Here is a 19,826-nt window from a genome sequence, read left to right as displayed (position 1 = left end):
TTTTCCGCTACTGCAGGCTCCCCGACATGCATAAAAAGGTATTGATTATCAGCCATAGCGGCGATCTGCACGCCGACCTGGTGGCAACGATTCTCGCCGACCGCGGCCATGCCCCCTTCCGTATCGATCTCGACGCCTTTCCCCGCGATTACCAGCTGTGCCAGCGCATGCTGGGCGGCCAGGCCAGCGCGCGGCTGCGCCGCCTGCCCGACGGCGACTGGCTGGACCTGCGCCAGGTGGGCGCCGTCTGGCTGCGCAAGGCGGCCGACTACGCCTATGCCAGCGCCGACCTGACGCCGCAGGAACGCGCCTATGCCCGGCTGGAAACGGAACAAGCCATCTTCAGCGTGCTGTACAGCCTCGATTGTTACTGGCTCAGCCACCCGCTGGCCCTGCGCGGCGCCCAATGGAAGGGCGAACAGCTGGCGCGGGCCGCGCGCATGGGTTTTCGCGTGCCCGCCACCGTGATTACCAACGTGCCCGACGACGTGCGCGCTTTCCGCGCCACCGTCGGCGGCCCCATCATTTTCAAGAGCATGTCCACGCCCAGCCTGGCAGCCGAAGCCGTCGAAGACGTGGACAGAATCAGCGCCGGCCTCGGCACCACCATCGTCGACGACGCCATGCAAGGCAGCCTGGACGCCGTTAGCGAGCTGAGCTGCCAATTCCAGGAATATATCGCCAAGCAATATGAATTGCGGGTCACCGTAATCGGCCAGCAACTGTTTGCCGCTCGCCTGTATTCCCAGGACGATGCGCGCACGGCCATCGATTCACGCGACATGTCGGCCCCCATCCGCTATGAAGCCGCGACCTTGCCCGATGACATACGGCAGCGCTGCCTCGCTTTCGTGCACAGCTATGGGCTCGAATATGGCGCGCTGGATCTCATCGTCACGCCCGAAGGCGAATATGTTTTCCTGGAAAACAATCCTGTTGGTCAATTTCTATATGTGCAACAACTGGTGCCCGCCTTGCCCCTGCTGGAAAGCGTGGCCACTACCCTGATCGAAGGAGCCTTATGCCGCAGCCAGACCTGAGCCAGATTCCCCACCAGTTGCGCGAACTGGAACTGGCGCGCGACAGCCGTGCCATCGTCCTGGCCGCCTCGCACCTGGACATGGAACTGCTGCCCGCCCTGTATGAACTGTGCCAAGACATCGGCCCCGTGGCGCGCCTCGACGTGGTGCTGCACGGACGGGGCGGCATCGTCAACGCGGCGCGGCGCATCGCCCTTCTGCTGCGCCGGCATGCGCGCCACCTGAGCTTTATCGTGCCCTTCCACTGCCAGTCGGCCGCCACCTTGCTGGCCCTGGGCGCCGATGAGATCATCGCCGGCGACCTCGCCCTGTTCTCGCCCATCGACCCGCAGCTCGATGGCGCCGACGGCGGCTCCATGTCCAGCCTGGACATCAAGGTCTTCGGCGACATGGCGCAGCAGTGGTTCGGCGTCGATGCCGGCGAAGCGCGCCAGCAATCCTTGTCCCTGCTGTGCGGCAGCATCTTTCCCCCGTCCCTGACGGCCTTTTACCGCACCACGCTGGAACTGGCGCAAATCGGCGAGGAATTGCTGGCGTGGCAATTGCCCGATGCCACGCAAGAGGCGCGGCGTGCCATCGTCGCGCAATTGGTGACTGGATACCACTCGCATAACTATGCCTTGACGCGCGAAGAGCTGGCCCGGCTGGGCTTGAACATGGCGCGCGATGCCCAGGCTGAACGGCTGGGCTGGGCCATCTCGACCCAGTTGCAGGCGCACATAGGCGGCGCCCTGCGCAGCGCCCCCGACGAACCGTGGAACGATGCGCTGCTGGCCTCGCGCGACGGCGTGCAGCTGCGGCGCCAGCGTCCGGGCGGCTTCGCACCGCTGTGGACCACGCAAACGGGGGCAGCATGCTGACGGCATTACTGTCTGATATTGCGCGCTGCTGCATCGCCTTGCTGCTGCTGGCGGCCAGCGTGGGCAAGCTGCGCAGCTACGGGGAATTTCGCGGCAACCTGGCCACCTCGTTCGGCCTGCCGCCCGCCGCCGCTGCCTGGGCCGCGCCAGCCCTGGTGGCGGCAGAACTGCTGCTGGCCGGCTGGCTGCTGGCCGGCGGCGCCCGGCTGCCGATGCTGCTGTCGTTATTGCTATTGAGCACCCTCACTGCCGTGCTGGCCTGGCGCTACTTCACGCACAGCGTGGTGCGCTGCAGCTGCTTCGGCGAAGCGGCGCGGCCCGTCTCGCAGTACGACTTGCTGCGCAACGCGCTGGCGGTGGGCATCAACGGCAGCTACTTTGCGCTGGCGCAAGATGCGGCCTTGCCCGTCGCCACCACTGTATTGGCGGCCGGCTTGGCGGCCATCGCCTGCGTGGCCATCATTTCCCTGCACGACATCGCCACCCTGGCAAAGGCCGGATGATGGATGCCGCGACCTTGCAACTGGTGCTGGCGGCACTGGCGTTCGCCATCGCCGGCAATCTCTGGCTGACCCTGGCCGTGCTGCGCGCCAGCCGCCGCGAAAGGCTGGCGCCCACGGCGCTGGCGCCGGGCGAGCCCCTGCCCGCCGTGCCAGCCCGCCCGCTGACTGGCGGCGCGCGTTTCCAGCCGGGCGCCCCCGGCCAGGCGGCCGTGCTGCTGTTCCTCGCCAGCCGCTGCCCGAAATGCGCGGATAAGCTGGCCGGCATCGAACGGCTGCTGCCGTTGGCGCGCAATGCGGGCCTGGCCGTGTGGCTGCTCAGCGAAGAACCGGCCCGCCGGCTGCGCGCCTTCCTGCCCGGCGACGCCTTGCGTGCGGCGGCGGCGCGCGTCAGCCTGCGCGACTACCGGCGCGTCAATCCCCAAATGAGCTCGCCGTCCTATGTCTTTGTCAATCACCAGGGACGCGTGGAAGCGGCCGGCCTGATCGGCGACGCAGACTGGCTGGCCCTCGTCGGACAATTGAACGCCGAACCGTCACAGGAGCGCGCCGCATGAGCAATATCAACTTCGGCCCGCATTTTGAACGCCTGCGCCTGCTGTACCCCGTGCGCTGGCGCATTGCCGCCGGCCTGCTGTGCATGGCCCTTACCGTGGGCGCGCAGCTGGCCTTTCCGCAAGCCATCGCGTATTTCATCGACAACGTGACCGCCCTCACCCGGCACGGCGTCACGCCGGGCATGGTCGCCGCCATGCTGGCCTTCAGCGTGCTGTATGCGCTGGCCTCGGCCGCGCGCTTCTACCTGCTGCAATCGAGCGGCCACATGGTTGTCATGGGCGTGCGCCGGCGCCTGTTCGACGTGGTGATCAACCAGCCCATCGCCTTCTTCGACAAGCACCATGGCGGCGAGCTGAACAGCCGGCTCACGTCCGACGTGTCGGCCCTGCATGAAAGCCTGACCATCGGCGCGGCCAACGCCCTGCGCTCGCTGTGCGTGTTTTTGGGCGGCATCGCCATGCTGCTGCAGCTGTCGCCCATGCTGAGCCTGCCGCTGGCCTTGTTCATTCCCATCAGCCTGTATCTCGGCAAGTTATCCGGCAGCAATTACCGGCAGCGCGCGCGGGCCATTTCGGCCACCCTGGCCGCCAGCGGCAAGGTGGCGCAGGAATATTTTGCCCATGCGCGCCTGGTGCAGGCGTTCAACCAGCAAGGCGGCGCCATGGCCCGTTACGCGCAAGCCATGCGGGAGCTGCTGGAGGTGTCGCTGGCCGGCACGCGGCTGCTGGCCGTGTTCCAGGGCGCGCAGGGGCTGCTCGCTTTTGCTGCCCTGCTGACCACCCTGTGCTTCGGCGCCCACCTGATCGGCCAGGGCCGCCTGAGCGTGGGCGAGCTGACGGCCTTTGTCATCTATGCCAGCATGGTGACGGACACGGCCGGCTCCATCAGCGAGTTCTGGAACACCTGGATGCGCACCATGGGCTCGACCGACCGCATCTTCGAGATCCTGCGCAGCCACCGTGCCGTGCCCGAGGCGCCGCCGCAGCCGCCGCTGGCGGGCCACATCGCGCTGCGCGACGTGCGTTTTGCGTATCCCGAGCGCGTACAGGTCGCGGCGCTCGACGGCGTCAGCCTGTCCATCCGCGCAGGCGAAAAGATCGCCCTCGTCGGCGCCTCGGGTGCGGGCAAGTCCACCATCGCCAGCCTGGTGCTGGGCCACTACAAGATGGACGCGGGCAGCCTGCAATTCGACGGCATCGACGCGCAGGTGCTGGGCGTGACGCAGTTGCGGCGCCAGATGGCCGTGGTGGAGCAGGAGCCGGCCCTGTTTTCCGGCAGCATCGCCGACAATATCGCCTTTGCCGTGCCGGACCGGGTCGTGGCGCGCGAAGCGATGGTGGCGGCGGCGCGCCTGGCCCATGCCCACGATTTTATCGCGGCCTTTCCGGACGGCTACGACACCCTCGTGGGCGAACGGGGCGTGCAATTATCTGGCGGACAGAAGCAGCGCATCGCGATTGCCCGCGCCATCCTGCGCGCGCCGAAAATCCTGATTCTGGACGAGGCCACCAGCGCGCTCGACGCGGCCAGCGAACAGCTGGTGCAGCGCGCGCTCGACGCGCTGATGCAAGGACGCACCACCATCATCATCGCCCACCGCTTTTCCACCATCGTCAAGGCCGACCGCATCATCGTCATGGACAAGGGCCGGATTTGCCAGCAAGGCACGCACGCCGAGCTGCTGCGCGCGGGCGGCCAGTATGCGCGGCTGATGCAGCAGCAGCTGTCGCAATTCCAGCAGTTGCATGACAGTACGGCCACCCTGTAGAGTGGGCCAGATGAAAAAAACCTACCATGGCAGTTGCCACTGCGGCGCCGTGCGCTTCGCGGCCGAGATCGACCTGGCGGCCCCCAGCCTGCGCTGCAACTGTTCCTATTGCCTGAAAATCCGCTGCTGGGCCAGCCAGGTGCCGCCCGCCGACTTCCGGCTGCTGGCCGGCGAAGGCGACTTGAGCGCATACCGCTTCGGCGCCGGCCGCGAACGCCACTATTTTTGCCGCCACTGCGGCGTACACCCGTTTGGCTACGGCGATTCGCCCCGCAGCGGCCCATTTGTCGGCATTGGCGTGAACTGCCTCGACGATGCGGCGGCGGCCGAGCTGGCCCGGGTGCCCGTCACCTTTGTCGATGGCTGGCATGACGACTGGGACAGGCCGCCGCAGGAAACAGGGCACTTGTAAACAATGCAAATGTAGAAATGGTTGTCAGCTACGCCGGAGTTTTCCTACGTGGCGACAAGGAGTGTCCCTATGGTTAAGCCCGACGCTTGCAACGAGAATGGTCTCAACGGTGCTGCACGGCGCCGGAGCTCAGCAGGAACATCCGACCCAATATTGGAGCGGATGACGACGCAGACTAACCTTAGGGGACATGATCATGACTTCGAACAGCAACGACAAATCCGGCAGCCAATCGGACAAACAGCAATCGGGCAGCCAACAGTCGGACAAACAGTCCGGCAGCCGCCAATCGTCGGGCGGCACCCAGGGCGGCACGCACGAGCAGCACGTCGAGGCGGGCCGCCAAAGCCACAAGAATGACGGCGACAAGCAATCAGGCTCACAAGGTTCGCAGCAGTCGGGCCAGCAATCGGGCCAGGGCAAGAGCGGCGGCGGCAGCCAGCAATCGGGTTCCGGCTCCGGCACGCGCGGCGGCACGCATGAGCAGCACGTGGAAGCGGGACGTCAAAGCCACAAGAATGACGACAAATCCTGATTTCGCAGGCACGGCCCGATGCTGCTGGTCGACATGAAAGCGCTGAAGGCCATGCTGTGCGCCGGGCTGGGCATGGGCCTGGCCGCCTGCGGCGCCAGGAATACGGCATCGAACGTGGAGGCCCCGGGCGCGCCAGCCGGGGTCTCCACGCGCGTGCTCGATGCTGGCGCCGACGCCCTGCAAGCCCGGCCGCCCATTGCGGCCCTCAATGCCTATCTCGACGGTTTTCATTTCTACAACGGCAATCTGCGCGGTCAGATGGAGGCGCACCACTATTGCGCCATCGTCAATGAAGAGTTGATTCAATGCGTGATTTACGACGGCAACGTCAAGGATGCCAAGCTGATGGGCGTCGAATACATCGTCAGCGCCAGGCTGTACCAAGGTTTGCCCGCGGCGGAAAAAGCGCTGTGGCACAGCCATGTGCATGAAGTGAAGTCGGGCCAGCTGATCGCGCCCGGCATACCGGCCGTGGCGGAAAAGGCGCTGATGCAAAAGCTGATGGGCACCTACGGCAAGACCTGGCATACCTGGCACACGGATCTGCACAAGACCTTGCCGCTGGGCGTGCCGCAACTGATGATGGGCTTTACAGCCGACGGTCAGGCCGACGCCGCCATGGTCGCCGCGCGCGACCACCGCTTCGGCATCGATTCGGCCGAAAAACGCCGCCAGCGGACCGACATCGCCGCGCCCGCCATCGTTGCCGGTGCCGACGCCTGGCAGCACGGCACGGTCATCCAGCTGGCCGACCCGACGGGAATGCCGCACAGTTCATCATCACCGCCGCCGCCATCCACGCACACGGCCGCGCCCGCCATTTCGCGTCCAGCCAGATAGACGGCGTGCGAAAGGCCGTTGTCTGGATCGGCATTCTGGGCGATAATTACGCCCATGAACGATACCACTACCTTACCCCCATTGCCCGATCGCCTGTCGATCGACCCGAGCAGCCCTTACCACGTTGCAGCCGTGTTCGAGAACGACGTCGGCATCCGCTTCAACGACAAGGAACGTCTTGACGTGGAAGAATATTGCATCAGCGAACGCTGGATCAAGGTCGCTTCCACCAAGTCCCTCGACCGCCGCGGCCGTCCGCTGCAGATCAAGCTGAAGGGCAAAGTCGAAGCGTTTTACCGCTAAGCAACACCTGCAGTTGTCATCGAGGCCGATTTTCATCGGCCTTTTTTGCGTCCGCCGCTTTCCGCTCAGGCAGCGCTGGTGACCAGCCCGGCCGCGGCCGCCAAGGGCAGCCACAGCATGGCGTCGGCCAGCACCTCGTCCGGCGCCCTGCCGCTGGACCGCGCCGCCTGCTGCGCGCACTGCGCCAGCGTCGCGCCGCCGGCCAGCGCCTGCAGGCAGTCAAATTGCCAGGGCTGCAGCTCGTGCATGGCAAGCTGGTAATGCATGCGTGAAATGGCAACAAAGGCGGGACTGGCCTGCGGCTGAGCCGGCACGGCAGCGTCCGGCGCCACCTGCACCTGTTGCCAGAATGCACACAAGGGAAATGACAGGGCCAGCAGCCGCGTGCACGGCGCCAGGCGCCAGGCCGGCGCATTTCCCAAAAGCAAGTCCAGACCGGACGGCAGGACGGGCTGCGCCAGTTTTTCCAGCCCCGGCGCCCTGCCCGCCTCGCTGCGCGCCCGCTCCAGCCGCGCCAGTTCGACGGGAAAGCGCAAGACGTCCCCCTGCGCGCCGGCGGCACCCTGGCTGGCGGCGAGAAAATCGGCAAAGCCGCCGCCCAGGTCGTACAAGGTCGGGGAAGCGGACGGGTGGCGCCAGACATAGGCGCGGGCAAAGAAGGCGAACAGCTCGTCGCCCATGACCTTGCGCAAGACAGGATAGTCGGCCTGCAGGCATTCGAGCAGACGCTGCACGTAGCCGTCCGCATGGATGTGCAGCGGCGCCGGCCCGCCCCGCGCCCGCTTCAACACTTGCTCCTGCGTCAAGCCGTGGCGCTCGCTGGCCAGCTGCGCGCCGCGCGCCGCACCGCCCGGCGCCGTCATCGCCGTCAAAAACCACGATTGCAATTGCGCCAGCGGTGCGTCCGCGCGCGCGTCGCCGTCGGCGCTACGGGGCATGGGCGGCCTTCAGGTGAAAGCCCAGCGGCGCCGAGACGGCGGCCAGGCTCGCCGTGGCCGTGGCCGTGGCTGGCACGGCATCGGAAAACTCTCCCCGCCCGGCCGCGCGCGCCTTGTCGAGTTCAGCCAGCAGCTGCGGGTACGCCGGGATATCCGCATCCCATTCCAGCAGGGCCGACACGCCCCCCGTCAACTGCTGCGCCAGCGCGTACAGGCGCCAGACGGCGGCCGGCACGGGGGCGTCGTGCGTGTCGATCAGCACGTCGCCGCAGACGGTGGGCCCGGCCAGGTGGATTTGCACGATGTGGTCATGCGGCAACTGGCGGATGTAGGCTGCCGCGTCATAGCCATGGTTATGCGCGCTGACGTGGACATTATTAACGTCGAGCAAGAGTCCGCAGCCCGTGTCCACCGCCAGGCGGCCCAGGAATTCCCATTCCGGCATGCTGGACTGGGCAAACTCCACGTAGCTGCTGGGGTTTTCCAGGATCAGGGGCCGGCCCAGGAATTCCTGTACCTGGCGCACGCGCGCGCCCACATGGCGCAGGCTGGCCTCGTCCAGCGGCAAGGGCAGCAAGTCATGGCTGTTGAGCGAGGCGGCGCCCGTCCAGCACAGGTGGTCGGAAATCCACGCGGGGCGGATCTCGGCGGCCAGCTGGCGCAGCTTGCGCAGGTAGGCCAGGCTCAGGGGATCGCTGCTGCCGATCGACAGCGACACGCCATGCATGACGATGGGCACCTGCGCCGCCACCTGCTCGAGCACATGGCGCGCATAGCCGTGGTTGTCGATGAAATTCTCGCTGATGATCTCGAACCAGTCCACCTGCGGCCCGTGTTCCAGAATGTGCGCGTAATGGGGCGGGCGCAGCCCCACGCCCAGGCCCAGGTTCGGCAGGCCCAGGCGCGGAAGCGCCGCTGGCTTGACGGCCGCCATCAAGTCGACGGCGGCAAGGCCAGGCGCAGGTCGGTGGGCGCCGGCGGCGCGCCCACCGGCGTGCCGCGCGCCGCCATCACCTTGCCGTAGGCTTCCCATGCCTTGTCGTAGACATTGTCGCCGGGCGCGAAGCGCATGCTCTGGTCCAGCGGAATGCTGTGGTGGTCGGGCGCGGGGCCGAAATCGTACAGGGTCATGGTGGCGGGCTCGGGCGGATCCTTCTTCGTGGTGTTCGGATACAGCTGCGATGCCGAAATCGGCACGGCGCAGCCGCCGAAGCCGCCGCATTTGTTGTCGCTGGGCGCGCTGTAGACTTTATCGTCCTGCGGCGGCAGTGGCGGCACGTAGCACTCGCTGCCAGGCGCCGCGGCAGCCTTGACCGAATGGCCGCAGGACGAGCCGCCCGTGTCCGCCTGGGCAAAGCCGCAGCCGCCTTGGGCGTGGCAGCCGTTGGAGCCGCGGCACGTATGGTAGACGGCCAGCGCGGCGCAGGTGGACAAGGCCTCGCCCTCCAGATGCATGCCCTGGCAGGCGTGGTACAGCACGCCTTTCTCGGCCAGCGGCACGCCCGTCGCCAGGTTCGGCGCCTGGCCCAGCACGGCCCAGCAAATGGCCATGCGGTCGCCCGCGCCCACCATCGACGGATACGGAAACTCCAGTTGCTGGTTCAGCCAGTACTTGTCCAGCACGGAAGTGATGCCATAGATGGCGCCCGTGGCCACCGTGCTCAGCATCCCCAATGTGCCGCTGGTATCCTTCAGGCGGTTCAGGGCGCCCGCCACGGCAGCGGGCGCGGGGATGTTCTTCGGCGCGGTGGCCGGATTGTAGCGCTCGTTGGTCAGCATGGCTTCGCTCCAGCGCCCGCCTTCCTTGTGCCAGCCGGCCCAGGTCTGCACGGGCAGCATGGCCTTGACCTGACCGAAGCGCTCATAGTGATCGAACGGGGCGCTGTCGTGGCGCGCGGCCGCATCGCGCGATTCGGCGTCCTTGCCATTGTTCGCGTACGACGGGTAATCGCACTTCAAGGCGGCCAGGTCTTCGCGGTAGTCGGGCTGCACGGCCATCAGGCGCTGCCCTGCGTCACGGCGGTAGCGCTGGATGGCCGTGGCACTGCCCTCGCCCTGGTCCGTGATGGCCGCCATCATGTCGATGGCCTTGTTGAACGAGCCCGTCTGGCCGCCATCCTGGTCCTGCGGGCCGAAGCAGGTGTCGAACTTGGGAAACTCGGCCCGCGCATGGCCCTGCACCTGGCTGTTGAACATGTCCTGCTGCACCGAGCCGTTGACGAACAGCTTGTGCCACAAGGTCTGGCCATCCGTGTATGCGATGCTGATATAGCGCGCGTAGCACTCATACATGTAGCCGATGGTACCGAACAGGGGCAGGTCATGCACGTGCTTGCCCGGCGTCCAGCCCACGAACGGCACCTCGGGGAAATATTTGGTGTGGTTGTGCTCGTCAAACTTCGCCAGCTGGGCGCGCGCCTGCTGTTCCGGCTGCTCGATGGCGAGGAACAGGTCACACTGGTTATCGTTCAGCTCTTCCAGGTTGACGCGCACGTGGCGGTAGCCGGCCGTGTCCTGCAAGTCGACGATGTGCGGGATCACCGTGCAATCCTTGCCGTAGCAGGTCCAGCCGTGGTCCTGCGACTGCAGCTCCGAGCCCGTGAAGCATGGCGCCGTGCCGATGGCCGTGGCCAGGTTGGCCGCCATCTGCAGGTGCAGCATTTCCTGGATGAAGACGCTGAAGATGATATTGAAGGCCTTCTGCTCATTCAGTTCGGGGCGCGCCGTGGTACCCATGCCCGGCCACTGGCGGCCTTCGTAGTAGGTGATGCCTTTCGAGTTGATCTGGTGCGTGCCCTGGATCGAATACATGGTGGCCATGTACAGGGGAATCGTGAACAGTTCCACGCTGACGGCCGCCTGGGCGATGGCGCGCACTGCCGCCGTATCGGTGGCCAGCATATCGAGCGGACGGTTGCTGATGGCGGCCTGGGTGCTTCCTAAAACGGGCATTTTCATTCTGTCTCTCCACAGGAACGATGCGTTTCGGATATCGGGCCGGGCCGCACCATCTGCGTGCGCTGCTCACGGCACGGAAATCATACGCCTGAGAAAGATATTTTTGTGGCAATATTTATATGCCGGCCGACGCATTGAACTGCGCCTATGCAGCCGGCCTTGTACCATGAAAATAAGCGTTTCAGGCTGTCATTCGATGACAATTGAATAGAATCGGCGAAACGCGCGCGTGTATAAGCGCCGCACCGTCCAAGGCCGACGCGTCGCTTGCATGATGATAGTCAGGCACTTGGCGGCGGCTGGAAGGCGCAAAAGCCGGGCCACTGGTCGCGGCTGTCGCACACTTTCAGGCAGCCTTGATTGCCCTTGAACGTGGCGACGACCTTGATGGGAAAGCCATACAGTGGCGTGGTGGCCAGGAAGGCGGACGGGCAGCTTTGCTCATTGCTGAAGCGGAAAGTGATTTCTTCGCGGCGGCCCTTGCGCGTAAAGCTCAGCATGAAGGTTTCATTGCTGTTCCACTGCGCCTTGCCCGGCACGCGGAAACGATAGCGCGGACTGCCCGGCTGCTGGCCCTCGAGTTTCTGTCCGAAGACGCGGCTGCTGGCCGTGGCCGTTTCCACCTTGGCGATCGGATAAGGCACGGCAAACATGTAGGTGCCCGCGAAACCCTGGTCGAAGCCCAGGCCCTTCTGGTAGAACGGCACGACGATATGCGGCGCACCCGCGTATTCCACGCTGTTGCGCGCTGTCATGCGCGACGTCAGCTTGTCGTCGGGCGCTTGCCCGAAGACGACGTCCACTTCCACCAGGGCCTGGCTCTTGTCGATGTCTTGCGCCAGATAATCCCTGGGGGCGATCTCGCTGTGCACGCAGCCGGCCAGCAGGACTGCGGCGAGGCAGCCGGCGATGAATTGAGGGTAGCTCATGGCTGTTTTCCTTCCGGCGGCGCGGAACTGAGGCCCAAGCCCGTCACTTGCCAGCCGCCCTTGCCTTGTTTCCATTGAAATTGCTGGCCGAACCAGGCCAGTTCCAGCTCGCGCCGGATGCGGTTGCTATCCGTGCGGCCCTGGCGCGCCTTGATGGCGGCGCGCGCCTGCGCGGAAGCGGCCTGCGACAAGGGTTTCAGCCACCGTTGATACGTGTCGGGCGGCAAGGCCAGCACGCCGGCCACGCCGTCGTCGCGCGTGGCGACGATGATCCCCACCTTCGTCAGCGCATTCGTCAGCGTATTCGTCAGATAGGCGCCGCGCCGCCCGTCGGGCGAGACGGAGACCAGCATGGCGGACGCGTAATCGCCGGTGACGCCGCCAGCCACGTCAAACCACAGCAGCTCGCCCGAGCCCGTATCGAGCGCGCGGCCGTCGCGGGGAAACAACAGCATCTCGGGACGGCCCGGCTGCGGCACGCCCCATTCGGGGTCGCGCTCCGTGCGCACCATGCTGTCGCGCTGCAGGGGGCTGACGGGACGCATCAGCGGTTCGCCATTCTGCACGCCGATCAGTATCGTGCCCTGGCCCGTATAGCCCTTGGTGAATGCCAGCAGCATGGGCTGGCCCTCGCGCGTCGCTTTTAGCGGGCGCACCTCCACCACTTCGCGCGCGCCGCCGGGCCAGTAGCCGTGCTTGCGGAAAGTCAAGGTAACGAGCGCGTCGTGGCGGTCGCGCGTGACGACAAAGTCGCCGTATTGCTGCATCACCGGCACGTATGATGTTTGCGCCTGCGCGGCGGGTACGATGGCGGCGGCCAGGATGGCGGCGGCCGCCAGGCGGTGTAAAGAAAAGAACAGCATGGCATCCTGTAAAGGTCGCACTGGGCGAAGGGTCGCCATCATAAACGATTCGTCGCCAGCAATACTGTCCAATAGGAAACATCAACGGCGCTGGATTTCGATCAGCTCGATTTCGAACAGCTTGGGCCACAGTTTGCCCGTGACAAACAGGCGTTTTCCCCGTGCATCCCAGGCGATGCCGTTAAGCACAGCATCGGGATTGGCCGTGCCCCGCTGCTCGGGCGGCAGCAAGCCCGTCAGGTCGATCCAGCCCACGACCTTGCCGCTGGCGGGATCGATGCGGGCGATCACGTCCGCGCCCCACACATTGGCGAACAGTTGCCCATCGACCATTTCCAGTTCGTTCAGCCGGTCGATGGGCCGCCCTTCGGCTTTCACTTCGAAGCGGCGCACTTCCTTCAGGGTTTTCGGATTGAGCACGCGGATGGCCGACGTGCCGTCGCTCATGTAGACGAATTGATTGTCGCTGGCCAGGCCCCAGCCTTCGCCCGGGTAGCTGAATTTACGTTTCAATTTAAAGGTTTTCACGTCAAAGACATAGCCGGTCTGCGAAATCCACGTCAGGCCCAGGAGCTCATCGCCCACATCCGTGATGCCTTCGCCAAACACATTCTTGTCGAGCATGCTTTTCTGCAGCACCTTGCCCGTCGTCAATTCCACCTTGCGCAAGGAGGACTGGCCATTCTGGCCCGTGCTTTCATACAGATGGCCATCCTTGAACAGCAAGCCTTGCGTGAACGCCTGGGGGTCGTGCGGATAGGTGTTCTTGACGAAATAACCATACACGGGCAAGGCGGCCTGGGCGTAGCCCATTTCGCTCATCAGGCCCACGGTGCATAACAATCCCAGCAGCAATGAGCCGGCCGTGCGTTTAAGTCTGGTATTGACGTTGATGTTCATCGGGTCGGGCGGAAGTTGGCGAGCGCCTATTGTAAACGTGCCGAGTCCGCCATGCGCGCCCTGACGAGCTCCAGCCAGGCGCGCGCCGCGAACGACAGCCGCCCGCCCCGGCGCCAGGCCAGCATCAAATTCCACTCCACGGGCGGGCCGTCCAGGGGGATGACGTCAAATTGCGCGGCATCAAGCGTGTCGCAATACATCTTCGGCAGCAGGCAGATGCCCACGCCCAGGCGTACCAGCGAGGCAATGAAATCCCACTGGCCGCTGCGGCCCGTGATGCGCGGCGCGAAACCGGCCCGCTGGCAGGCGTCCTGCACGATGTCGTTCAAGGCAAATGCGGCGCCATAGAAGATGAAGGGGCTGTCGGCCAGCTCGGCCAGGGCGACCGAGGCGCGGCCCTGCCACGGCGAGCCGGGCGCGGCCAGCAGGCACAGCGGCGAGCGCACGAGGGGCAAGGCTTCGAAATCCTGCCAGGTGGCCGCATTGCCCGGATAGTCGAGCATGGTGCCCAGTTCCACCGTGCCGGTGCGCAAGTCGCGTTCGATGGCCTGCGTGCCGCTTTCATACATCTTCAGTTCGATGCCCGGATAGCGCTGGTGGTATTCGGCCAGCCACGGCGCCAGGGTCGAATGCGTCTGCGGCGACACGCCGACCCGCAATTCTCCCCGCTCCAGATGTTGCAGGTCACGCAATTCCACCTTCAGTTCCGCATGCAGGGCCAGCAGTTCATGCGCGCGCGACAGCACCACCTCGCCCGCGTCCGTCAGCGTAAAACGCTTGCCCGCGCGGTCCAGCAGGGCCAGGTCCAGCGATTGCTCCAGCTGTTGCACCATCTTGCTGACGGTGGGCTGCGTCACGTGCAGCTTGCTGGCCGCGCGCGTAAAACTGTTCTGTTCGACCACTTCGACGAAGTAGCGCAGGGAGCGGATATCCATGATGCATTCCAAAATAGAATGATAATCATGAGTTTAAGTCATTTTATCTTTTGATGTGGGCTCACTACAATGAAAACCTCCCCCATCCGTTTGAAAGCCCGCCGTGAAAGCCGCCCCTTGTTCCACCGCCGCCCCACTTTCCATCCCCGTCTGGCGCCAGCCTGCGCAGACTGCGTGGCAAGTGGGCATTTTGATTGCCGCCTGGTGGCTGGCCGACGCGGCCGCCTCCGCCCTGCACTTGCCGTTCTCCGGCGGAGTCGTGGGCCTGTTCGTGCTGGTGGCCCTGCTGCTGGCGGGCTGGGTGCGCCCCGCCGCCATCGAACTGGGCGCGAACTGGCTGCTGGCCAATATGCTGCTGTTCTTCATACCGCTGGTCGTATCCGTGGTGCAATTTACGCAACTGTTGAAGTCGCAAGGTCTGATGCTGTTCGTAAATATCGGCCTGGGCTTTGCCTGCGTGATGCTGGCGACGGCGCTGACGGTGGAAGGGGTGTGCCGCCATGAACGCAAGTTGCGTCTGAATAAGCTTCTGCGCCAGCGCGCCGCGAGGGCGCCAGCATGAGCACCCTGCTGCTGTCCCTGCTGTTCCTGCTGCTGACCCTGGTGCTGTTTTATGCCAACCAGGCCGTGCACCGCCGCCATCCGCATTTTCTGCTCACGCCCGCCATCTGCACCTCGGCGATATTGATCGTCATCGTGCAGGCCACGTCGACGCCGTTCGCCACGTATTTCGGCGAGACACGCTGGCTGCCGTGGCTGCTGGGCCCGGCCACCATCGCGTTTGCGCTGCCCATCTTCCAGGAGCGCAAGCTGATCCGCAAGCACTGGCTGGCCTTGTCGCTGGGCAGCTGCGCCGGCATCGTGGCATCGGTCGCCGCCACCTTGCTGCTGGACCGGGTATTTGGCGTGCACGGCGACATGGCGCGCAGCCTGCTGGCGCGTTCCGTGTCGACGCCGTTCGCGCTGGAAGCGTCGCGCCACATGGGCGGCTCGGCCCAGCTGACGGGCATCTTCGTGGTGATGACGGGCTTGTTCGGCTTGATGCTGGGCAAGCCGCTGCTGAAACTGCTGCCCTTGCGCATGCGCATCGCCCGTGGCGCTCCGTATGGCGCGGCCGCGCACGGCTTTGGCTTGTCCGTGGCGCGCAGGGTCGGCACGGAAGAAGGCGCCGTGGCCAGCCTGACGATGATCTTTTCCGGCATCGTGACGGTGCTGCTGGCGCCGCTGCTGGGACATGTGCTGGGCTAGCGGCCCGCTTGCAGCGCCTGCATGCCAAGCACGATCAGGTCGATGCCCGCCAAAAAATCCTCGCGGTCGTCGTGCGCGCGCAGCTGACCCGCCACCTTGCGGGCAAACGGAAACGCCTGCGCATCGAGGCGTGACCAGGCGCCCGCCAGGGTGTCGAGGAAATGCGCGCGTTCCAGGCCCTGTTCCCGGGCGATGACGGCATTGGCCGCATTCTGCCCGCTCACGCCCAGCAGATAATTGAGCAAGGCGCATGCCGCCATCCACTGCCGGTCCTGCGGCACGCCCAGCGCATCGACCTGCCGTCCCAGGCGTTCCAGGATGCGCACGGTGGGCAGCTGGCCCGGCGCGCGCGACAGGGCCGAGCCCAGCCACGGATGCGCATCCATCGCCTCGAACATGGCCAGCGCCACGGCGCGGATGCCCGCCTGCGGCGTATCGCCAGGCGGGGCGGCCTGCATGGCGCGGGCGACGATGGCGTCGCTGGCGGCCGTGAACAGGTCGTCCTTGTCGGCCACGTGCCAGTAGATGGCGCCCGCCCCTGTGGCCAGGCGCGCGGCCAGGGCGCGGAAGGTCAGGCCGCCCTCGCCCGCTGTGTCGAGCAGGGCGATGGCGGCGTCGATGATGGTGTCGCGCGTCAGCGAGTCGGCGCGTCGTGGTGGGTTCGCTACGGTATGGGGCATCGCTTATCTTGACACAGATGATGGCTTGCCGCAAAATTCTTCTGGAACGTCGTTCCATTGTTATTTTGAACACCACCTGAAGGGTCACCATGCATATCGCCATCATCGGCGCAGGGCTGGGCGGGCTGATGCTCGCCCGCGTGCTGCACGTCCACGGCATCGCCGCCACCGTGTATGAAGCGGACGCGTCGCCCCAAGCGCGCCGCCAGGGCGGCATGCTCGATATCCACGAGGAAAGCGGCCAGCAAGCGCTGCGGGCGGCCGGCTTGCACGACGCCTTCCGCGCCCTCATCCATGCGGGCGGCGAAGCGAGCCGCGTGCTCGACCAGCATGGCACGGTCCTGCACGACGAGGGCGACGATGGCACGGGCGGGCGTCCCGAAGTGCCGCGCGGCGAACTGCGCCGCATCTTGCTCGATGCCTTGCCTGACGGCTGCGTGCGCTGGGGCCACAAATTGACCAGCGTCGCGACGCTGGACGGCGGCAGGCACATGCTGAACTTTGCGCATGGCGCCTCGGCGGCCAGCGACCTGCTGGTGGGCGCGGATGGCGCCTGGTCCCGGGTGCGGCCGCTGCTCTCCAGCGCGCAGCCCGCCTACAGCGGCATTGCCTTCATTGAAACGTATCTGTTCGACAGCGACCGCCGCCACGGGGCCACTGCGCAAGCCGTGGGCGCCGGCGCCCTGTTCGCGCTGGCGCCGGGCAAGGGCATCCAGGCTCACCGCGAAGCCGATGGCGTGCTGCATGCGTATGTGGCCCTGAGTAAACCCGAAGAGTGGCTGGCAGGCATCGATTTTGCCGATCCCGCCGCCGCGCGGGCAGCCATCGCCGCCCAGTTTGCCGGCTGGGCGCCGGCGCTCACGGCCCTGATCACGGACGCGGACACGCCGCCCGTGCCCCGTCCCGTGCACCTGCTGCCCGTCGACCACCGCTGGCAACGCGTGGCAGGCGTGACCTTACTGGGCGACGCGGCCCATTTGATGGCGCCGGCCGGCGAAGGCGCCAACCTGGCCATGCTGGACGGCGCCGAGCTGGCGCAGGCGCTTGCCGCGCACCCAAGCGACGTGGAAGCGGCCTTGCTGGCATATGAAACGGCGCTGTTTGCGCGCAGCGGCGCGGCCGCGGTGGAGTCGGAACGCATCCTGCGCCTGTGCTTTGACGACGACGCGCCGCATAGCCTGGTGCGGTTCTTCACAGGCATGCGGGACGCCGGCCCGGCACGCACAGTGTGAAAGGCGGCGCCAAAGCCCCACGCCAGCGGCCTTTATCGGGGATAATACGTCTTTCCCCATTCCAAGCAGCCGCGCCACGATGAAATACCCCGCAGTCCTTCCCTTCAGCGACATCCTGCCACGCCTGCATGAATTCGACGCCATCATCGACGTGCGCAGCCCGTCCGAGTTCGCGGAAGACCACTTGCCGGGCGCCATCAACCTGCCCGTGCTCGACGACGAGCAGCGCGTTCGCGTCGGCACGCTATATAAGCAGACGAGCGCCTTCGAAGCGAAGAAGCTGGGCGCGGCGCTGGTGGCGAAGAATATCGCGCGGCATATCGAAGACGGTTTCCTCGGTCACCCGCACGAATGGAAGCCGCTCGTCTACTGCTGGCGCGGCGGCAACCGCAGCGGCGCCATGGCGCACATCCTGGCGCGCATCGGCTGGCCCGTCACGCAGCTCGACGGCGGCTACAAGGATTACCGGCGCCACGTGAACGCCGAGCTGGCCACCCTGCCCGAGCGCTTCGACTTCATCAATGTGCTGTGCGGCCCCACGGGCAGCGGCAAGAGCCGCTTGCTGCAAGTGCTGGACCGCCAAGGCGCGCAGGTGATCGACCTGGAGCGATTGGCAGCGCACCGCGGCTCCGTGCTGGGCGGCTTGCCCGAGGAAGAGCAGCCCTCGCAAAAATCGTTCGAAAGCGCGCTGTGGCAGCAGTTGCGCCAGTTCGACCCGGCATTGCCCGTCTTCATCGAATCGGAAAGCAAGAAAGTGGGCCGCGTGCGCGTGCCCGACGCGCTGATGGACAAGATGCGCGCGGCCGCCTGCACCGACGTGCGGCTGGCCACGGACCAGCGCGTGCAATTGCTGATGCAGGACTATGAACATTTCGTCGGCGACCCGGAGCGCCTGAATGTGCAGCTGGCCCTGTTGACGCAGCTGCATGGCAAGGAGAAAATCGCCCATTGGCAGCAGCTGGCGACGGCGGGCCAGATGGCCGAGCTGGTGGAAGAGCTGCTGGTCCAGCACTACGACCCCGTCTACCGGCAATCGATCGCCCGCAACTTCAGCCGCTACGCCCAGGCGACGCCGCTGGTCTTGCCCGATATTTCAGAACATGCCTTTGAGCAAGCCGCGCGCGCGTTGTGTGGTATTGTCGGCACTAATTCCCCCTAAAGACGCAGTGCCGGGGTCGGCCCCTGAGAGTCCGACCCCAGACCTTGCGTTTGGGGTAAAAATGATCATCGTTGTACACAACATCAGCAGGAATTTCCATGTCAGATAGCGCAGCAACATCCAATACCCCCATCCGATTGACCGAATTTGCCCATGGCGGCGGCTGCGGCTGCAAGATCGCGCCCGGCGTGCTGGCCGACATTTTAAAGGGCAGCGGCGGCTTTCCCCTGCCGAAAGAATTGCTGGTCGGCATAGAAACCTCCGATGACGCGGCCGTCTACCAGCTCAACGACGAACAGGCGCTGATCGCCACGACGGATTTCTTCATGCCCATCGTCGACGACCCGTTCGACTTCGGCCGCATCGCCGCCACCAACGCCATTTCCGACGTCTACGCCATGGGCGGCACGCCCATCATGGCGCTGGCCCTGGTCGGCATGCCGATCAACAAGCTTCCCGTGGAAACCATCGGCCTCATCTTGAAAGGCGGCGAAACCATCTGCGCCCAGGCCGGCATCCCCATCGCCGGCGGCCACACCATCGATTCCGTCGAACCGATCTATGGCCTCGTCGTGCTGGGCCTCGTGCACCCGTCGCAAGTGAAGCGCAATGCGGGCGCGCGCGCCGGCGACAAACTGGTGCTGGGCAAGCCGATCGGCGTGGGCATCCTGTCAGCCGCGCTGAAGAAGAATGCACTGGACGCGGATGGCTACGCTTCCTTGATCAACAACACCACCAAATTGAATACCCCAGGCAAGAAACTGGCCCTGCTCGATGGCGTGCATGCGCTGACGGACGTGACGGGCTTCGGCTTGCTGGGCCACACCCTGGAACTGGCGCGCGGCGCCAAGTTGCAGGCGCGCATTGCCATGGCTGACGTGCCGCTGCTGCCGCAAGTGCAGCAACTGGCGCAGAATGGCAACATCACGGGTGCCTCAGGCCGCAATTGGCAGGGTTACGGTGCGCAAGTGGCGCTGGCCGACAGCCTCAGCGCCATCGACAAGGCGATCCTGACGGACCCGCAGACGGCCGGCCCCCTGCTGGTGGCGTGCGCGCCGGAAGCCGTCGAGCACGTGCTGGCGATTTTCCGCGCCGAAGGCTTTGGCGACGCCGTCGTCATCGGCGAGATGCAGGATGGCAATACCGGGGTTTCCGTATATTAATGAAC

General features: G+C 65.7%; 22 protein-coding genes. 14 read left to right on the top strand and 8 right to left on the bottom strand.

Annotated features, from left to right (window positions below; genetic code table 11):
- The first annotated feature begins 26 nt into the window (after nt 1-26).
- The 9 genes from OX462_RS13900 to OX462_RS13860 all read left to right on the top strand — a co-directional run bounded on the left by OX462_RS13900 (nt 27) and on the right by OX462_RS13860 (nt 6,816).
- Complete coding sequence (locus OX462_RS13900) at nt 27-1,040, top strand: ATP-grasp domain-containing protein (RefSeq protein WP_070288555.1); 1,014 nt, start codon at nt 27-29, stop codon at nt 1,038-1,040.
- A complete protein-coding gene (locus OX462_RS13895) occupies nt 1,022-1,900 on the top strand; it encodes an SDH family Clp fold serine proteinase (protein ID WP_070310399.1) in 879 nt (292 codons plus the stop codon). The genes OX462_RS13900 and OX462_RS13895 overlap by 19 nt, the downstream gene beginning before the upstream one ends.
- Nucleotides 1,894-2,403 (top strand): MauE/DoxX family redox-associated membrane protein, encoded by a 510-nt coding sequence (locus tag OX462_RS13890; protein ID WP_070310401.1) that lies wholly within the window; start codon nt 1,894-1,896, stop codon nt 2,401-2,403. Before OX462_RS13895 ends, OX462_RS13890 begins: the two co-directional genes overlap by 7 nt.
- Nucleotides 2,400-2,957, top strand: coding sequence for a hypothetical protein (locus tag OX462_RS13885; protein WP_070310402.1), 558 nt, complete (start codon nt 2,400-2,402; stop codon nt 2,955-2,957). The genes OX462_RS13890 and OX462_RS13885 overlap by 4 nt, the downstream gene beginning before the upstream one ends.
- Nucleotides 2,954-4,726 carry an ABC transporter ATP-binding protein gene (locus tag OX462_RS13880; RefSeq protein ID WP_070310404.1) on the top strand — a complete coding sequence of 591 codons (1,773 nt, stop codon included), beginning with the start codon at nt 2,954-2,956 and terminating at the stop codon, nt 4,724-4,726. The genes OX462_RS13885 and OX462_RS13880 overlap by 4 nt, the downstream gene beginning before the upstream one ends.
- A gap of 10 nt (nt 4,727-4,736) precedes the next feature.
- Nucleotides 4,737-5,138, top strand: coding sequence for a GFA family protein (locus OX462_RS13875; RefSeq protein ID WP_070310406.1), 402 nt, complete (start codon nt 4,737-4,739; stop codon nt 5,136-5,138).
- 196 nt (nt 5,139-5,334) lie between these two features.
- A complete protein-coding gene (locus tag OX462_RS13870) occupies nt 5,335-5,673 on the top strand; it encodes a hypothetical protein (RefSeq protein ID WP_205602360.1) in 339 nt (112 codons plus the stop codon).
- An 18-nt stretch (nt 5,674-5,691) separates the two neighbouring features.
- A complete protein-coding gene (locus OX462_RS13865; RefSeq protein WP_141749868.1) occupies nt 5,692-6,513 on the top strand; it encodes an OBAP family protein in 822 nt (273 codons plus the stop codon).
- Nucleotides 6,514-6,567: 54 nt separating this feature from the next.
- Entirely contained in the window at nt 6,568-6,816 is a 249-nt protein-coding gene (locus OX462_RS13860) for a DUF3297 family protein (protein ID WP_010398340.1), read from the top strand.
- Nucleotides 6,817-6,881: 65 nt separating this feature from the next.
- On the opposite strand, the gene OX462_RS13855 is transcribed toward OX462_RS13860, so the two are convergent.
- The 7 genes from OX462_RS13855 to OX462_RS13825 form a co-directional block, all read right to left on the bottom strand.
- Nucleotides 6,882-7,754 (bottom strand): HvfC/BufC family peptide modification chaperone, encoded by an 873-nt coding sequence (locus OX462_RS13855; RefSeq protein WP_409028700.1) that lies wholly within the window; start codon nt 7,752-7,754, stop codon nt 6,882-6,884.
- The gene (locus OX462_RS13850; RefSeq protein WP_409028699.1) at nt 7,744-8,688 is read right to left on the bottom strand and encodes an MNIO family bufferin maturase; all 945 of its coding nucleotides are present in this window, start codon (nt 8,686-8,688) and stop codon (nt 7,744-7,746) included. Before OX462_RS13850 ends, OX462_RS13855 begins: the two co-directional genes overlap by 11 nt.
- Entirely contained in the window at nt 8,688-10,712 is a 2,025-nt protein-coding gene (locus tag OX462_RS13845; protein WP_409028698.1) for a ferritin-like domain-containing protein, read from the bottom strand. The genes OX462_RS13850 and OX462_RS13845 overlap by 1 nt, the downstream gene beginning before the upstream one ends.
- 281 nt (nt 10,713-10,993) lie before the next feature.
- Nucleotides 10,994-11,641 (bottom strand): hypothetical protein, encoded by a 648-nt coding sequence (locus OX462_RS13840; protein WP_409028697.1) that lies wholly within the window; start codon nt 11,639-11,641, stop codon nt 10,994-10,996.
- The gene (locus OX462_RS13835; protein ID WP_409028696.1) at nt 11,638-12,504 is read right to left on the bottom strand and encodes a hypothetical protein; all 867 of its coding nucleotides are present in this window, start codon (nt 12,502-12,504) and stop codon (nt 11,638-11,640) included. Before OX462_RS13835 ends, OX462_RS13840 begins: the two co-directional genes overlap by 4 nt.
- Before the next feature lie 81 nt (nt 12,505-12,585).
- Nucleotides 12,586-13,404, bottom strand: coding sequence for a glutaminyl-peptide cyclotransferase (locus OX462_RS13830; RefSeq protein WP_409028695.1), 819 nt, complete (start codon nt 13,402-13,404; stop codon nt 12,586-12,588).
- 26 nt (nt 13,405-13,430) lie between these two features.
- On the bottom strand, nt 13,431-14,339 hold the full coding sequence (locus OX462_RS13825; RefSeq protein WP_409028694.1) for a LysR family transcriptional regulator: 909 nt from the start codon (nt 14,337-14,339) through the stop codon (nt 13,431-13,433).
- Nucleotides 14,340-14,442: 103 nt separating this feature from the next.
- On the opposite strand from OX462_RS13825, the gene OX462_RS13820 reads away from it, so the two are divergent.
- Together OX462_RS13820 and OX462_RS13815 are read left to right on the top strand one after the other, a co-directional pair.
- Nucleotides 14,443-14,901 carry a CidA/LrgA family protein gene (locus tag OX462_RS13820; RefSeq protein WP_083293432.1) on the top strand — a complete coding sequence of 153 codons (459 nt, stop codon included), beginning with the start codon at nt 14,443-14,445 and terminating at the stop codon, nt 14,899-14,901.
- Entirely contained in the window at nt 14,898-15,587 is a 690-nt protein-coding gene (locus OX462_RS13815) for an LrgB family protein (RefSeq protein ID WP_070310414.1), read from the top strand. Before OX462_RS13820 ends, OX462_RS13815 begins: the two co-directional genes overlap by 4 nt.
- Here the strand turns inward: OX462_RS13815 and OX462_RS13810 are convergent.
- The gene (locus OX462_RS13810; RefSeq protein ID WP_070310416.1) at nt 15,584-16,267 is read right to left on the bottom strand and encodes a TetR/AcrR family transcriptional regulator; all 684 of its coding nucleotides are present in this window, start codon (nt 16,265-16,267) and stop codon (nt 15,584-15,586) included. The two genes, OX462_RS13815 and OX462_RS13810, sit on opposite strands and share 4 nt — an antisense overlap.
- A gap of 89 nt (nt 16,268-16,356) precedes the next feature.
- On the opposite strand from OX462_RS13810, the gene OX462_RS13805 reads away from it, so the two are divergent.
- The 3 genes from OX462_RS13805 to selD all read left to right on the top strand — a co-directional run bounded on the left by OX462_RS13805 (nt 16,357) and on the right by selD (nt 19,821).
- Nucleotides 16,357-17,499, top strand: coding sequence for an FAD-dependent oxidoreductase (locus OX462_RS13805; protein WP_070310418.1), 1,143 nt, complete (start codon nt 16,357-16,359; stop codon nt 17,497-17,499).
- Nucleotides 17,500-17,578: 79 nt separating this feature from the next.
- Nucleotides 17,579-18,658 (top strand): tRNA 2-selenouridine(34) synthase MnmH, encoded by a 1,080-nt coding sequence (gene mnmH, locus OX462_RS13800; protein WP_070310419.1) that lies wholly within the window; start codon nt 17,579-17,581, stop codon nt 18,656-18,658.
- 98 nt (nt 18,659-18,756) lie between these two features.
- A complete protein-coding gene (selD, locus tag OX462_RS13795) occupies nt 18,757-19,821 on the top strand; it encodes a selenide, water dikinase SelD (protein ID WP_070310421.1) in 1,065 nt (354 codons plus the stop codon).
- Nucleotides 19,822-19,826 lie beyond the last annotated feature (5 nt).

Source organism: Janthinobacterium aestuarii (genome assembly GCF_046113285.1).
Taxonomy (GTDB): Bacteria; Pseudomonadota; Gammaproteobacteria; order Burkholderiales; family Burkholderiaceae_D; genus Janthinobacterium.
Note: the sequence above shows the minus strand (reverse complement) of the source record. Positions and strands in the feature narration are given on the sequence as shown.